The sequence below is a fragment of the Pseudarthrobacter sp. CC4 genome (assembly GCF_048957775.1).
GTDB lineage: Bacteria > Actinomycetota > Actinomycetes > Actinomycetales > Micrococcaceae > Arthrobacter.
Genome location: NZ_JARCCZ010000013.1, coordinates 1 through 13,768, shown reverse-complemented (window position 1 = coordinate 13,768; position 13,768 = coordinate 1). Strand labels below are relative to the sequence as shown.

At 58.9% G+C, this 13,768-nt stretch carries 16 protein-coding genes; 14 read left to right on the top strand and 2 right to left on the bottom strand.

Annotated elements, in window-relative coordinates; translation table 11 throughout:
• Positions 1–135: 135 nt before the first annotated feature.
• Positions 136–1,380, top strand: coding sequence for a glycosyltransferase (locus PV768_RS09960; RefSeq protein ID WP_421092940.1), 1,245 nt, complete (start codon positions 136–138; stop codon positions 1,378–1,380).
• A 290-nt stretch (positions 1,381–1,670) separates the two neighbouring features.
• On the top strand, positions 1,671–3,374 hold the full coding sequence (locus tag PV768_RS09955; RefSeq protein ID WP_421092939.1) for an ArnT family glycosyltransferase: 1,704 nt from the start codon (positions 1,671–1,673) through the stop codon (positions 3,372–3,374).
• Between the two features lie 59 nt (positions 3,375–3,433).
• On the opposite strand, the gene rpsI is transcribed toward PV768_RS09955, so the two are convergent.
• Positions 3,434–3,940, bottom strand: coding sequence for a 30S ribosomal protein S9 (gene rpsI, locus PV768_RS09950; RefSeq protein ID WP_050684362.1), 507 nt, complete (start codon positions 3,938–3,940; stop codon positions 3,434–3,436).
• 38 nt (positions 3,941–3,978) lie between these two features.
• The gene (gene rplM / locus PV768_RS09945; RefSeq protein WP_015937805.1) at positions 3,979–4,422 is read right to left on the bottom strand and encodes a 50S ribosomal protein L13; all 444 of its coding nucleotides are present in this window, start codon (positions 4,420–4,422) and stop codon (positions 3,979–3,981) included.
• 325 nt (positions 4,423–4,747) lie between these two features.
• On the opposite strand from rplM, the gene PV768_RS09940 reads away from it, so the two are divergent.
• The 12 genes from PV768_RS09940 to PV768_RS09885 all read left to right on the top strand — a co-directional run bounded on the left by PV768_RS09940 (position 4,748) and on the right by PV768_RS09885 (position 13,688).
• Positions 4,748–5,383, top strand: a complete 636-nt coding sequence (locus tag PV768_RS09940; protein ID WP_421092938.1) for a prepilin peptidase — start codon at positions 4,748–4,750, stop codon at positions 5,381–5,383.
• Positions 5,384–5,660: 277 nt separating this feature from the next.
• The gene (locus PV768_RS09935; RefSeq protein WP_421092937.1) at positions 5,661–5,861 is read left to right on the top strand and encodes a Flp family type IVb pilin; all 201 of its coding nucleotides are present in this window, start codon (positions 5,661–5,663) and stop codon (positions 5,859–5,861) included.
• Positions 5,862–5,980: 119 nt separating this feature from the next.
• Positions 5,981–6,181, top strand: a complete 201-nt coding sequence (locus PV768_RS09930; RefSeq protein ID WP_421092936.1) for a Flp family type IVb pilin — start codon at positions 5,981–5,983, stop codon at positions 6,179–6,181.
• Between the two features lie 73 nt (positions 6,182–6,254).
• A complete protein-coding gene (locus tag PV768_RS09925; protein ID WP_421092935.1) occupies positions 6,255–6,647 on the top strand; it encodes a TadE/TadG family type IV pilus assembly protein in 393 nt (130 codons plus the stop codon).
• Entirely contained in the window at positions 6,635–7,636 is a 1,002-nt protein-coding gene (locus PV768_RS09920; RefSeq protein WP_421092934.1) for a pilus assembly protein TadG-related protein, read from the top strand. Before PV768_RS09925 ends, PV768_RS09920 begins: the two co-directional genes overlap by 13 nt.
• 21 nt (positions 7,637–7,657) lie before the next feature.
• Positions 7,658–8,434, top strand: a complete 777-nt coding sequence (gene cpaB / locus PV768_RS09915) for a Flp pilus assembly protein CpaB (RefSeq protein ID WP_421092933.1) — start codon at positions 7,658–7,660, stop codon at positions 8,432–8,434.
• Positions 8,431–9,636 carry an AAA family ATPase gene (locus PV768_RS09910; protein ID WP_321214060.1) on the top strand — a complete coding sequence of 402 codons (1,206 nt, stop codon included), beginning with the start codon at positions 8,431–8,433 and terminating at the stop codon, positions 9,634–9,636. The genes cpaB and PV768_RS09910 overlap by 4 nt, the downstream gene beginning before the upstream one ends.
• Positions 9,633–11,108, top strand: coding sequence for a CpaF family protein (locus tag PV768_RS09905; RefSeq protein ID WP_321214061.1), 1,476 nt, complete (start codon positions 9,633–9,635; stop codon positions 11,106–11,108). Before PV768_RS09910 ends, PV768_RS09905 begins: the two co-directional genes overlap by 4 nt.
• Positions 11,109–11,110: 2 nt before the next feature.
• Positions 11,111–12,058, top strand: coding sequence for a type II secretion system F family protein (locus PV768_RS09900; RefSeq protein ID WP_421092932.1), 948 nt, complete (start codon positions 11,111–11,113; stop codon positions 12,056–12,058).
• Positions 12,059–12,069: 11 nt separating this feature from the next.
• Entirely contained in the window at positions 12,070–12,945 is an 876-nt protein-coding gene (locus PV768_RS09895; protein ID WP_421092988.1) for a type II secretion system F family protein, read from the top strand.
• 8 nt (positions 12,946–12,953) lie between these two features.
• Positions 12,954–13,169, top strand: coding sequence for a Flp family type IVb pilin (locus PV768_RS09890; protein ID WP_421092931.1), 216 nt, complete (start codon positions 12,954–12,956; stop codon positions 13,167–13,169).
• Between the two features lie 267 nt (positions 13,170–13,436).
• Positions 13,437–13,688 (top strand): Flp family type IVb pilin, encoded by a 252-nt coding sequence (locus PV768_RS09885; RefSeq protein WP_421092930.1) that lies wholly within the window; start codon positions 13,437–13,439, stop codon positions 13,686–13,688.
• Positions 13,689–13,768 lie beyond the last annotated feature (80 nt).

The following is a 13,768-nucleotide window of genomic DNA, read 5'->3' as shown; positions in this document are numbered from 1 at the left end:
TCTACTTGTTGGCGGGAGGCCAAGTACCTAGGTGTCATCAGGGCCAATTACTGGGACTACTTGGTTTATTTGGCCGGTACCTGTCTTTGCCCAAAAGCCTCGCCACGGCCATTTCAGCGCACCTACGATCCATGCATGACACCTAGCTATGGGGGCTTGGCGCTCGAAATTGTTGTACCGGTCTTCAACGAAGAAGCGGTACTCGAAAGCAGCATCACGAGGCTCGCCGAATATCTGACGCACGAAATGCCGTCGACGTGGAAAATCACGATCGCCGACAATGCAAGCACCGATCGGACTCCGGTGATTGCCGCTCGGCTCAGCGAGCACATGCCGAACGTTGAATACCGACGCCTTGAGATTAAGGGACGCGGTTACGCCCTCCGGGATGCGTGGGGCGCATCTGAAGCAAAGGTCTTAGCGTACCTGGACGTAGACTTGTCCACCGATCTTGCGGCATTGCCCCCTTTGGTTGCTCCCTTGCTGTCGGGGCATTCGGACATTTCCATTGGCACCCGGCTGGGGCAAAGCTCCCGGGTAAGCCGGGGACCCAAACGTGAATTCATATCCAGGTCCTACAATCTTCTGCTACGCCGGACAATGCAGGTGCGCTTTTCGGATGCGCAGTGTGGATTCAAGGCCATTCGTGCTGACGTAGCAAAGCGCCTCCTGCCGTATGTGGAGGACAACGGCTGGTTCTTCGACACCGAACTGCTGATAATTGCGGAGCGCTCTGGTCTCCGGATTCACGAAATCCCCGTTGACTGGGTGGACGACCCCGACAGCCGGGTGGATATTAAGCAGACCGCCCTGGACGATTTGCGGGGCATGGTGCGCGTGGCAGGCTCCCTGGTGAAAGGCGTCATTCCTGTTCAAGCGATATACGCCGAGCTGGGGCGCCGTCCCATTGTTCCGGAGAGCCGGCCAAGCTTCTTCGGCCAGGTGCTGCGGTTCGGCATGGTCGGCGCGGTGTCAACCTTGGCCTTCGCGTTGCTTTACCTGGTTCTGCAGGGTCCCTTCGGGGCGCAGGAAGCAAATTTCTTGTCTCTGCTTTTGACGGCCGTGGGTAACACAGCGGCCAACCGCCGGTTCACGTTCGGCATCACCGGACCGGCGAAGCTGTTCACCCAGCAGTTCCAGGGTCTGATGGTGTTCCTGCTGGCCTGGACAATCACGTCGTCGTCGCTGCTGGTACTGCACGCCGTGAACGCTGATGCGGCGCCGAACCTGGAACTGCTTACGCTGACGGCGGCTAACATCCTCGCCACTCTGCTGAGGTTCGTTCTCTTGCGGCTCTGGGTGTTCCGAGTGCGGCAAAATGACGGAGCCGCCGCCATTTCCGTTACCGCACCTCCTGCACCAAGTGGACGCTTCCTATGAGCGACATTCATGAGGCCCTATCAATTCCAAGGAAAAATCAGGATGCCTGGACGACGACGACCTCGTTGCCTCCCAAGGCAAGCAACCAGCGCCCCGGACGTTTGCCCGGCTTCCAAGCTCGTGCTGCGAGATCTGTTCGCGGCTGGTGGCGAGGTCGCGCTGAAGATCCAAGCTGGGAGCGACCAGTCTTGCTAGCGCTCCTAGCAGTAAATGCAGTGCTGTACTGCTGGAACCTGGGCATAAACGGCTGGGCTAACTTTTTCTACAGCGCCGCTGTTCAAGCTGGCACCATGGATGCGAAGGCCTTATTCTTCGGCTCCTCGGATTGGGGCAACTCCATCACAGTGGACAAGCCTCCCTTGAGCCTTTGGGTTATGGGACTGTCAGTCCGCGTCTTGGGCTTCAATCCGGTGGCCCTGCTGCTTCCTCAAGTCGCCATGGGCGTGGGCACCACACTACTCATCTACCTGATTCTAAGGCGATGTGCGTCAAGCACGGCTGCACTTTTTGGTGCAGCCGTCTTCTTTACGACGCCAATAATCACCTTAATGTCGCGCTATAACAACCCCGACCCTTTGATGCTTCTACTCATGGTGGCCAGCGTCTGGTTTGTACTCCGGAGCATCGAAACCGGACGCGGACATCTCTTCGTCGTGGCCGGAGCCCTTTTGGGGTTGTCCTTTATGACCAAACAATTGCAGGGACTCATCAGTGTGCCAGCCCTCGGGCTGGCCTTTCTACTCTTTAGCCAACAGCAATGGTCCAAGCGCTTGGCAACTGCGGCCGGTGGCGCTTTCGCTCTAGCAGTTACCGGCGGGCTCTGGATGCTGGTCGTTGATCTAATTCCCCAGGAACATCGACCGTATGTCGGCGGATCCCCGTCCAATAGTGTTCTTGAATTGACTTTTGCCTACAACGGTGTCGAGCGGATCATCGGAAATGGCGCCCAAATGCCAGCGGCGATGCAGGTTCCTGCCCAATTCCGTCCAGTGGACAGCGACGCAGGCTTCTTCCGGTTATTCAACGCTAACTACAACCAGGAGGCTTCGTGGCTCCTACTTAGTGCGCTTGTTGCCGTCGGACTGTTAGCTATGCAGTGGAAGAATCTTGCCCAAAACGTAACCACCCGTCCGCTGGTATTGATTTCGGCGGCTTGGCTATTCACGGCATTTCTACTTCTGAGCTTTATGGGCGAACAGATTCACACCTATTACACAGCTGTGCTTGGACCGCCTTTGGCTCTGGTGCTTGGCCTTACGCTAGACAATCTTATTAACAGACGTGACACACGGCTAGTTCGGCTTTCTGGAGCCGCCATCGCTATGAGCGGACTCCTGACAGCATGGCTCGTACTGAGAAGCGCCGAATGGCCGGTCTGGCTGCCAACAGCCATACTTGGCTTAGGCATCGCTTCGGTTGCAACGTTAATTGTTAGGCCACCCAGTAAGAAGTTCGAGTACGGTGCAGCCGGAGTTCTGGCCGCCTCCCTGCTCTGCGGCCCCTTGGTTACTTCAGTTCAAAACGTGACAGTGGGATTCAACGGGTCGAATCCGCTATCCGGCGTTCTCTCTAGAAATCCGGCTAGCATCAGCCATCTCATGGAATCACTACGTAACAACGAACTCCCCTGGGGGCATGATATTGCGTTCGGACGCGACCCTGACCCGGCGGTAGTGGAAACTCTGGCAGAAGCCGATGAATGCACTTGGGCAGCAGCCAGTTATGCCAGCCAAACGGCAGCCAGGCTCCAACTCGAGTCTGGTCGCGCCGTCATGCCACTCGGCGGCTTCGCTGGGAGCGATCCCTCCCCCACGCTTAAGGAATTTAAAGAAAAAGTAGCTGCCGGAGAAATCTGTTACTTCGTAGAGCAGGAGGCATTCCTCGAGGTGCAGGCATCCGAGAGCGAGTCAACGGCTATCTCGCGATGGGTTCACGAGAACTTTTCTCCGACAAGCATTGAAAGCACGACGGTGTATCAGCTCACGAAGAGCTGATACACCGAACAACAGAGCCCGCCCCGCCAAAGGCGGGACGGGCTTCTGTACAAGCGGATTTAGCGCTTGGAGTACTGCTGGGCCTTGCGGGCCTTCTTGAGACCGGCCTTCTTACGCTCGATGACGCGGGCGTCACGGGAGAGGTAACCGGCCTTCTTCAGGGTGGCGCGGTTATTCTCGACGTCGATCTCGTTCAGGGAACGGGCGATGCCGAGGCGCAGGGCGCCGGCCTGGCCGGAGATGCCGCCGCCGTGGATGCGGGCGATGACGTCGTAGGCGCCTTCGAGATCAAGGATCTTGAAGGGCTCGTTGACGTCCTGCTGGTGCAGCTTGTTCGGGAAGTAGTTGTCCAGCGCACGCCCGTTGATGGTCCACTTGCCGGAGCCGGGGACAACGCGAACGCGTGCAACAGCTTCCTTGCGGCGGCCAACAGCTGCGCCGGCGACGGTCAGTGCCGGGCGCTCCTTCTTCGGCGCAGCAGCGTCAGCTGCTGAGCTTTCAGAGGTGTAGCTGGTCAGGGTTTCCTCAGCCTCAACGGCTTCGGTGGTCTCTTCGTTCTGAGCCACGATTCTCCTTGTATAGATAAGTTGTTTGGTGGCCAGGACTACTGGGCGACCTGGGTGATTTCGAAAGTCTTGGGCTGCTGGGCGGCGTGCGGGTGCTCAGCACCGCGGTACACCTTCAGCTTGCCGAGCTGCTGGGCAGCGAGGGAGTTCTTGGGGAGCATGCCCTTGATGGCCTTCTCCACGGCGCGGACCGGGTTGGACTCCAGGAGTTCCGCGTAGTTGACGGAGGTCAGGCCGCCCGGGTAGCCGGAGTGGCGGTATGCGCGCTTCTGCTCCAGCTTGGCGCCGGTCAGGGCTACCTTCTCAGCGTTGATGATGATGACGAAGTCGCCCATGTCCATGTGGGACGCAAAGGTGGCCTTGTGCTTGCCGCGCAGCAGGATTGCGGTCTGGCTCGCGAGACGACCAAGGACAACGTCTGTGGCGTCAATGACGTGCCACTGGCGGTTGATATCGCCGGGCTTCGGGGTGTACGTACGCACGGTGTTTGCCTCGTTCTTGTTCTGGCGTTCTTGTTTAGGTGTCACTAGCTCGTGCACCTACTATCTGCGCGCTACCGGAACAGAGGTGAGGGCTCTATGTAACCAGTCATCCTTTGCTTCCGAATGTGCACGTTGAGTAGTCATCCTGCAACCGGATTCTCAAGCGGGCACGCACCATCGGAATAGGACACGCACAACGACTACCAAGATTAGCGCGTTAAGGGGTTCAGGGTCAAAATGGGGTAGCCGGACGCTGGTCCGCGCCGGGCCGGATCGACGTTCGCGGGGGGACACAGTGAATTCTTGGGTCAACGATGGGTCTGCTGTGTGGCTTTTCGTCGTCGGAGCCGGCGTCCTTGGCGGTATCCTCTCCCCCGCCGCGGAGGTTGCCATCGCCCACTTCCTTCCCAGGGCGGGTACCCGCCCCAGCATCCCTGCCCAAATCACGACGGCGGCAATTACCTTCGCAGCGTGCGCTGCCTTTTCCTTTCGCTTGGGAATTACCTTTAGCTTGCCGGCTTTTCTATTCCTGGCGGTTATGGGCACGCAGTTGGGGCGAATTGATATCTCCCGGCACCTGCTGCCCAACCCACTTGTCCTAACACTTCTTGCTGGCGGCCTCCTCCTGTTAATGCTGCCGGCCCTCTTCGATAATCAAGCTGGTGCACTCGCGCGAGCACTTGCTGGCGGCCTGATTTTGTTCTTCGCGTACCTGATTTTGGCGCTGATTTCGCCGGCGGGCATCGGGATGGGCGACGTCAAGCTCGCTGCGCCCATCGGCCTTTACCTTGGGTACCTAGGCTGGACGCAGCTTCTCTACGGGGGCCTCCTGGGCTTCATTATCAACGGGCTGGTCTCGGCGTTGGCCGCCGGCAGAAACCGCCGGATCACAGGGGCAGAAGTGGCGCACGGTCCTTCCATGCTGCTTGCGACCACAGTCGTCGCTCTCTTCGTCAACTAGTTAGATTCGGGCTTCATTGCCCCTCCCACTCCCTTGAGGCATGGGGTCCCCAAGTAGTCGACGTCGGCAAACGGCCGGCACCTGAGTACAGCGACCTCCATCTGAGTACGGCCACATCGGGCCCGGAAAAAAATTCGAGTACAACTACGCATTGTTGCCCTTCCCCCTCACTGACAATCTTTTCTTAGCGAAGTCCAGCCGCTAAAGAATTATGGGGGCAGCTGGAAATTCGTTGAAATCAAATCAACTCCATTTCACCGAATTAAAGGAAATTACAATGACTTCACTTATGGTCTCGATGATGGCTTTCGTTGCCGGCGTCAAGGATCGTTTCTCCTCTGAAAAGGGCGCCACCGCGACTGAGTACTCGCTCCTTGTCGCCTTCATCGCGCTCCTCATCATCGTCGGCGTCACCGCCTTCGGCGGCGCGCTGAACACCTGGTTCACCAGCCTCGGCACTCGTGTTGGCGGCTGGTAACAGCAGCAGCACCTGGGAGGTGCCAAGTTCTCGAAGGACTCGGCACCCCCCGCGCATTACGCGAATCAGCCCTGCACCGGCACTAAGGACAGCAACTTCCACACAAGAAGGAACATGACATGGCTTTTTCTCAGGTCGCACTTTTGGCCTTCCTCACAGGAATTAAAGAACGATTCTCATCAGAGAGGGGCGCGACCGCCACCGAGTACTCGCTCCTCGTGGCCTTCATTGCCTTGCTCATCATCGTCGGCGTCACCGCATTTGGGACCGCACTCAACAGCTGGTTCACCAACCTCGGAACTACCGTCGGCGGCTGGTAAAGCTCAAAGGAATGTGCCGCCCGTATAAACAGGCGGCACATTCCCACCCTTACAACCATCCTCGGGGGATCAGTTGAAGAAGACCCGTAAAGAAAACAGGGAGCACAAGAGCCGCGGTGCCATCGCCGTGGAGTTCGCTTTGGTCGCTCCGGTGCTGCTGGCGCTCGTCGTCGGCATCGTGGAGTTCGCCAACGCCTATAACGCCCAAATATCAGTCACTCAGGCGGCGCGTGAAGCGGCCCGAACGATGGCAGTGAAAAACAACCAAGCCGACGCCAAAGCAGCGGCGGTTGCCGGTTCGCCTGGGATCAACTCCGCGGCTTTCGCCTACACCTTCAGTCCAGCAGCTTGCGCGCCGAACGCAACTGCCCAAGTAACGATCACCTATCCCGCGTCTACGCTAACCGGGTTCTTTGGCAGTTCCGTCACACTCACAGGAGTAGGAGCTATGCGATGCAACGGATAGGCGGCGATTCCGAACGGGGAGCTGCCGGGGTATTGGTGGCCGTCATGATGGTCGTCCTCATCGGCGCCGGCGCCCTGGCCGTGGACACCGGGCAGATCTATGCCGAACGCGCCCAGCTGCAAAACGCAGCGGATGCTGGCGCCCTTGCTGGTGTGGACATCTGCTCCGAAGCCGGGGGTTGCACGCAAGCGAACGCAAATGCGGTGGCCGAGGCCCTTGCCAACAGCAACTCCAATGACAATAAGTCCACGGTTCAGTCCGTGGATCTTTCTGTTCCCGGCGAGGTCACCGTCACCACGTCCACGAAGGACGGGACTACGAACGCAGGCTTCCTCAGCAAAATGTTTGCGAGTGCCTTGAACGCACCGGCAGCCACCGTAGGTGCGACGGCGACAGCCAAGTGGCTGTATCCAACCGAAGGGATCACAGTTCTTCCCCTCACCTTTGCTACCTGCGAATTCAAGGACGACGGGCTACCCCACAAGATTCTAATCCAGGGCGGCGCCCAGGACTGTAACGGCCTTAACCCCTCGAACCAGATCATTCCTGGTGGCTTCGCGTGGCTCAATCCGGATAGCTCCACAGGCTGCAAAGTCACCGCGAAGGTCGACGAATGGAGCGAAACGAGCGCTGGTGCCGCCGTACCAAATGGATGCATTGACCTTTTCAATCCATCTCTGAACCCTTCCCTCGCAGGATCCACGGTGGCATTGCCTGTCTACAAATACACCTGCGATGGAATGCCTGCCGCACAGTTCGGCAGTTGCAGCGGCAGCACCGTCCAGTACTTCATCGAAAAGTGGGCCGGGTTCAAACTCCAGGCCTGGAACTTGTCCGGTCAGGCCAAGTATGACCCGACCAACGTATTCAGCGGAAGCGAGAAAGGTCTTTACGGCACCTTCGTCGGCTATTCCGCAGATCCCAACCTCTTCACCGGAGGAACAACCACACCCACGGGCAACGTCGTTGTCCTGGGGCTGATCAAGTAAGCATCATCAAAGGGGAAGAAAGTGAAAGCACGCCTACTGGGAGGCATCGCCGCGTTGGTTATTGCGATAGCCGGCACAGTCCTTCTGATCACCTACGTACAAAGTGCCGACGCGCGGGCAATGGCAGGAACCGAAACCACTGAGGTACTTGTGGTCCAGGCACCCATTCCAGCGGGAACACCGGTCAGCGAAATAGGAGGGATGGTGGTAAAAAAGCCGCTGCCCAAGTCCGCGCTGACGAGTGACACAGTCACTGACCTTGCTGATGAAGGAGCCAAAGTCACCGCGGTGTCGCTCGTTCCTGGTGAACAGTTGCTGGCCAGCCGCCTGGTCGAAGCCAACTCGTTCCTTGGTCCTTCCAGGGTTGCGGTCCCCGATGGCATGCAGGAGATTTCGCTCAAACTTCCTATTGAACGTGTTGTGGGCGGAAAAATTACCGCCGGCGACACCGTGGGCATCTTCATTTCCCTGACGGACTCAACCGGTGAAGGCGCGAACGCCACTCAGTCCGCAGGTACGCAGCTGACATTCCACAAGGTGCTTGTAACCGCCACCCAGTTCAGCAACGGCAGCCCCGCCCAGCCGGATGCAGCGAAGGAAGGACAGTCTGACGGCAAGCTGAGCTCCGGAGAAAACCAGAGCGACGGCACCTACCTCATCACGGTTGCCCGCAACTCCGTAGAAGCCGAACGGCTCGTATACGCTGCCGAATTCGGAAGGATCTACCTCTCCAAGGAACCCAGCGAAGCCACCGAGGGCAACAACGGTGTTGTGGATAAGACGAAGGTATTCCGATGAGCCGCTTCGTACTGATCACACCCAATACGGATTTTGAACGCCGGGTTCGTATGGCAACAGTCGGCATGCCTGGCTCCCTCCAGTACTTCCAAGCCGATTACCTCCCGCAGGGCCCTGAAGAGGTCCTCAGGCAGCTGCTGGGGGAACCACCCGAGGTATTCGTCCTCGGTCCGGGCCTTCCTGCGGACGACGCTCTGAAGTTCGCCGCCGTCATGGACCTGCAGTATCCGGAGATCAGCATGATCCTGGTGGCCGGTGAGTCCTCGGACGTGGCAATCCAAGCGATGCGCGCCGGAATCCGCGATCTTTTGGATCCAGCAGCGGACGTGGACCATATCCGGATCATTGTGGAACGTGCCAGCCTGGCATCAGCAGGTCGCCGGCGCGGTTTGGCGCCAAGCAGCTCCGAGCACCACGAGCATGCCGCCGGCGGACGCATCATCGCTGTCATCTCACCGAAGGGCGGCGTCGGCAAGACAACCGTTGCAACGAACATCGCCATAGGGCTGGGGAAGATTGCACCAATGGGTGTGGTCATCGTCGACCTCGACCTCCAGTTTGGCGACGTTGCGAGCGGGCTGATGCTGGAACCTGAGCACACCATCACGGATGCTGTTGTGGGCGCGGCAAGCCAGGATTCCATGGTTCTCAAGACATACCTGACAGTTCATCCAGGCGGAATCTATGCACTGTGCGCGCCAAAAAACCCCGTCGAAATGGACAGGATTAGTGGAGAAAACGTCAGTCATCTCCTCTCACAGCTCCGCCAGGAATTCCAGTACGTTGTGGTTGACACTGCACCTGGGCTCGGCGAGCACGTTCTGGCCACGCTTGACATGGCCTCCGACGCCGTATGGATCTGCGGAATGGACGTTCCAAGCATCCGCGGCCTTCGCACCGGCAACCAGATTCTTGCGGAGTTGAACCTTCTGCCGGAACGGCGGCACGTGGTGCTCAACATGGCTGACCGCAGAAGCGGACTGACCCTTCAGGACGTCGAAGCAACTATCGGTGCGCCGGTGGATGTCGTACTCCCCCGTTCAAGGACCTTGCCGTTCTCAACCAACAAAGGCATACCGCTGCTCCAGGACGGCACCAGGGACCCCGCAACAAGGGGGCTCCGGCAGCTGGTAGAGCGTTTCAAGCCCAATTGGGAAGAAAGACCACACAAGAAGTTGCATAGAAGGGCGGTTGTCCAGTGAACCTCTCACGCAGGCTTGAAAAGGTACGCGGTACTGAGTCAACCGCGCCAGTAGCGGAAGTCGAGCCGCAAAACGTCTTCGTGCCAGCGATGGGCCCTCTTGAACCGGCCACTCTCGGGCGGATCCATGAGGCGAAATCAGCGGAAATAGCCGAGGTCGTTGAGTTGGCACCCACAGCCGCCGTGGCCAGCGGCGCTCTCAGCGCCCTGAAGGAACGTGCTAGCCAAGCGCTTTACGAGCGCCTGGGCGCGCGCATCACTGACTCGTCGCTTGAGGAGGCAGAGCTCCATCAATATGTCAAAGACGAGCTGAAAATCGTCGTCGACGAGGAGCAGGTCCCCCTCACATCCGCTGAACGGCAGCGGTTGATTCGGGAAATCATCGACGACGTCCTTGGCCACGGGCCCATCCAGCGATTCCTGGATGATCCGTCGGTCACCGAAGTCATGGTGAACCGTTTTGACCAGGTCTACGTGGAGCGCGCCGGCAAACTGACACTCACGGATACCAAGTTCGCTTCCGACGACGCACTGCGTCGCGTCATCGAACGTATCGTCTCCAAGGTTGGCCGCCGTATTGACGAGTCCTCTCCGCTGGTGGACGCACGTTTGGCTGACGGCTCCCGCGTCAACGCAATCATCCCGCCGCTGGCGGTCAACGGACCGGCACTGACCATCCGAAAGTTTGGAGGTGATGCGCTCACCGTACAAAAGCTGATTGGTTTTGGCAGCCTGTCCCCTGAGATGGCAGAACTTCTCCAGGCCTGCGTACTGGCACGAATGAACATCATCGTTTCCGGCGGTACGGGTACAGGCAAAACCACCTTGCTCAACGCACTGTCGTCCTTCATCCCGGCTTCGGACAGGATCGTCACTATTGAGGACGCGGTGGAGCTCCAACTGCAGCAGGACCATGTGGTGAGGTTGGAGAGCCGGCCGGCAAACATCGAGGGCAAGGGCGAGGTTGCCATCCGGGACCTTGTCCGGAACTCGCTTCGCATGCGGCCTGACCGAATCGTTGTAGGCGAAGTCCGCGGCGGCGAATGTCTCGATATGTTGCAGGCCATGAACACCGGGCACGACGGTTCCCTCTCAACGGTCCACGCGAACTCACCCAGGGACGCAATCGCCCGCCTGGAGACTTTGGTCCTGATGGCCGGCATGGATCTGCCGCTCCGAGCAGTAAGGGAACAAGTAGCTTCCGCCGTGAACCTCATCGTCCACATTTCCAGGCTCCGCGACGGAACCCGGAGAGTCACTCACATCACCGAGGTTCAAGGGATGGAGGGGGATATCGTAACCCTTCAGGATGCCTTCGTCTTTGACTACTCGGCCGGGGTAGATGCAAGCGGACGCTTCCTCGGGAAGCCCATTCCTACAGGCGTTCGCCCGCGGTTCACTGACCGGTTTATTGAGCTCGGGATCCACGTTTCACCCCACATCTTTGGGGCCGACCCGATCAGGGGTCGATGACAATGGCAGTCGACACTCCTGTCGCGGTGTTCATGGCCGGACTGTTCCTGGTCTATGCTGCACTGGCCTTGGTCTTCACGGTTGTGTGGAGAAGCTCCGCCGTCCCCCTCTCGCGGAGACGTCCGGACATTGCCCAGCATTCTTCGAGCCTGTCCCGCCTGACCAACCAGGCCGTCGGGGTCCTGAACCGCAGTCTTAAGAAGCGACCCACGGGCCTCTTCAACAGGGAAAAGCTCGAGCAGGCAGGCCTAAACAAAGAACCGGGAGACTACCTCCTGATGGCGGGGGCAATCACGCTGGTGGCGACGGTGCTGGGCTTCTTGCTCGGCGGTCTCGGCATCAGCGTCCTTACCTTCATCATGGCCCCAGTCCTCCTTTACGTCGCCCTCAACTTCCTTATTTCCCGGCGTCGAAAGACGTTCGACTCCCAAGTACCGGATACGCTTCAAATGTTCTCGGGAGGTCTTCGTGCAGGCCACAGCCTGCTCCGTGCCATCGATGCAGCCGCTCAGGAAAACGATGGTCCGATGGCCGAGGAGCTTAGCCGCATCGTCAACGAGACCAGGATCGGCCGGGACCTGGGCGAATCGATGGCGGATGTCTCCAGGAGAACCGCGAGCGAAGATTTCTATTGGATCGCACAGGCAATTGAGATTCACCGTGAAGTCGGTGGTGACCTTGCCGAGGTCCTGGACCACGTGGGTGACACCATCCGTGACCGGAACCAGGTGAAAGGCCAGGTGAGGGCCCTGAGTGCGGAAGGGCGAATTTCCGCCCTGGTTCTCATGGCCTTGCCCATCCTGATGTTCATCGGACTGGTGACGTTCAACCCGACCTACGCGCGGGTGTTCACGACGACCTTCATCGGATTTGTCATGTTGGCCGCCGCGATCGCACTCCTCTCTACCGGCGGGTTTTGGCTCAGCCGCATCATCAAGCCAAAGTACTAGGGGGACACGACATGCAACCCATCGCTCTAGCAGCAATCTTGGCAATTATCGTTCCTATCTCCGGCATGGTCTGGCTGTCCTTCACGGGAGACCGTGCAGGATTGCGTCGGATCAAGGCCAACCTTGGCGGCCGCCCAAGTCAAGCCGTGCAGTCCCTCAACATCAGCCAGCAGTTCACGGATCTGTCCAAGCGCATTACGCCCAAGAGCTACGAAGCCTGGCTAGACAAGCAGCTGGCTGGTGCAGGTCGGCCGAAGCAATGGCCGCTTACCCGGATTCTTATGGTGAAGCCCCTGCTCGCTTTCGCTGGCGCGCTTCTTGGCCTCCTGGTTTTCCTGGGCGCACCCTCGGCCGGCAGGTTCGCCATCGCTGTGGTCATGGTTGCGCTGGCCTACTTCGTTCCCGACCTTCTTATCCGAAACCGGGCCCAAAAGCGGCGGGAAGAGATCCGTCTTGAACTTCCCAACGCCTTGGATCAGATGCTCATCTCCGTCCAGGCGGGCCTGGGTTTCGAATCTGCGATGGGCAGGGCGGGCGAGAACGGCCGCGGGCCATTGGCCGACGAGCTGATCAGGACCCTGCAGGACATCCAGGTGGGACGTTCACGCAAGGAGGCTTACTTGGCGCTTTCCGAACGAGTCGATGTTCCTTCAGTCCGTACTTTCGTACGGGCCGTCGTGCAGGCCGACACGTACGGCATTGCCATCGCAGGCGTCCTCAAGACGCAAGCGAAGGATATGAGAATCAAGCGCCGGCAGCTCGCGGAAGAACACGCAATGAAGATGCCGGTCAAGATGCTTTTTCCGCTCATCTTCTTCATCCTGCCTACTCTTTTCATCGTCCTGCTGGGGCCGGCCGTGCTTCAGATCATGTCTGTGTTCTCCTAGGGGAAGTTATGCATCTCCATATCAGCAGATGCCCGGTGCGTCTTTCAGGGACACTCAAGACCCTTCTTGAGGACCAACGTGGCGCCACCGCCACTGAGTACGGGATTTTGGTTTCGTTCCTGGCTTTGGCGCTGGTCCTCGGTGTCACGGCTTTCGGTCACGCATTGAATCTTCACTACCAAAGCCTCACGGCAGCCCTAAGCGCAGCCCTGGGCATCCCTTAGCTCACCTGATGAAAGTACCGCGCCGCCTTGGCGCCCCATAGACCGGACCCCCTCGGCACCCAGAACCGAGGGGGTCCGTTTGTGTGCCCGGGCAATTCCAAACCCAGCGTTAGCGCAGCGAAAACCAAGGATAAGCGCAAGAAAAATACACTGCGTAAAGCCTTCGCGCAGGATGCTCCAAGATCCGGCCGCAGGCCTAGCGTCCGTTGCTAACTTGATTTCAGAGCTGGTGCAGGACCAGCTTCCCCACTCGCTCAGGAGTCTCAAATGCTTTCTCTCTACACCAATCTCTCAGTCCGTCTCCGCAGCAACGAAAAGGGTGCCACCGCCGTCGAATACGGCATCATGGTCGGACTCATCGCAGTTGTCATCATTGTCGCCGTGAGCCTTCTTGGCGGCTCCTTGAACGCCATGTTCGAACAGGTGCAGTGCCAGGTCGGCGGCGGCACATGGTCGGCGACCGCAGCAGCAGAGGGCGTATCCGCAGGCGGAACCTGCGCCTACCCCACTACCCCATAGTCAAAGTACGTCCCTCGAGGGCGTTACTAAGCTCCTGAGTGGCGGCGGCATTCAAGCCGCCGCCACTCCTTATGTCGAAA

Excerpts from the sequence above, each read along its gene's own strand:
- PV768_RS09910 (WP_321214060.1), top strand. The coding sequence starts at position 8,431 with ATGAGCCGCTTCGTACTGATCACACCCAATACGGATTTTGAACGCCGG.
- PV768_RS09920 (WP_421092934.1), top strand. The coding sequence starts at position 6,635 with ATGCAACGGATAGGCGGCGATTCCGAACGGGGAGCTGCCGGGGTATTG.
- PV768_RS09955 (WP_421092939.1), top strand. The coding sequence starts at position 1,671 with ATGGATGCGAAGGCCTTATTCTTCGGCTCCTCGGATTGGGGCAACTCC.
- PV768_RS09890 (WP_421092931.1), top strand. The coding sequence starts at position 12,954 with ATGCATCTCCATATCAGCAGATGCCCGGTGCGTCTTTCAGGGACACTC.
- PV768_RS09930 (WP_421092936.1), top strand. The coding sequence starts at position 5,981 with ATGGCTTTTTCTCAGGTCGCACTTTTGGCCTTCCTCACAGGAATTAAA.
- PV768_RS09895 (WP_421092988.1), top strand. The coding sequence starts at position 12,070 with ATGCAACCCATCGCTCTAGCAGCAATCTTGGCAATTATCGTTCCTATC.
- PV768_RS09900 (WP_421092932.1), top strand. The coding sequence starts at position 11,111 with ATGGCAGTCGACACTCCTGTCGCGGTGTTCATGGCCGGACTGTTCCTG.
- PV768_RS09935 (WP_421092937.1), top strand. The coding sequence starts at position 5,661 with ATGACTTCACTTATGGTCTCGATGATGGCTTTCGTTGCCGGCGTCAAG.
- PV768_RS09960 (WP_421092940.1), top strand. The coding sequence starts at position 136 with ATGACACCTAGCTATGGGGGCTTGGCGCTCGAAATTGTTGTACCGGTC.
- PV768_RS09885 (WP_421092930.1), top strand. The coding sequence starts at position 13,437 with ATGCTTTCTCTCTACACCAATCTCTCAGTCCGTCTCCGCAGCAACGAA.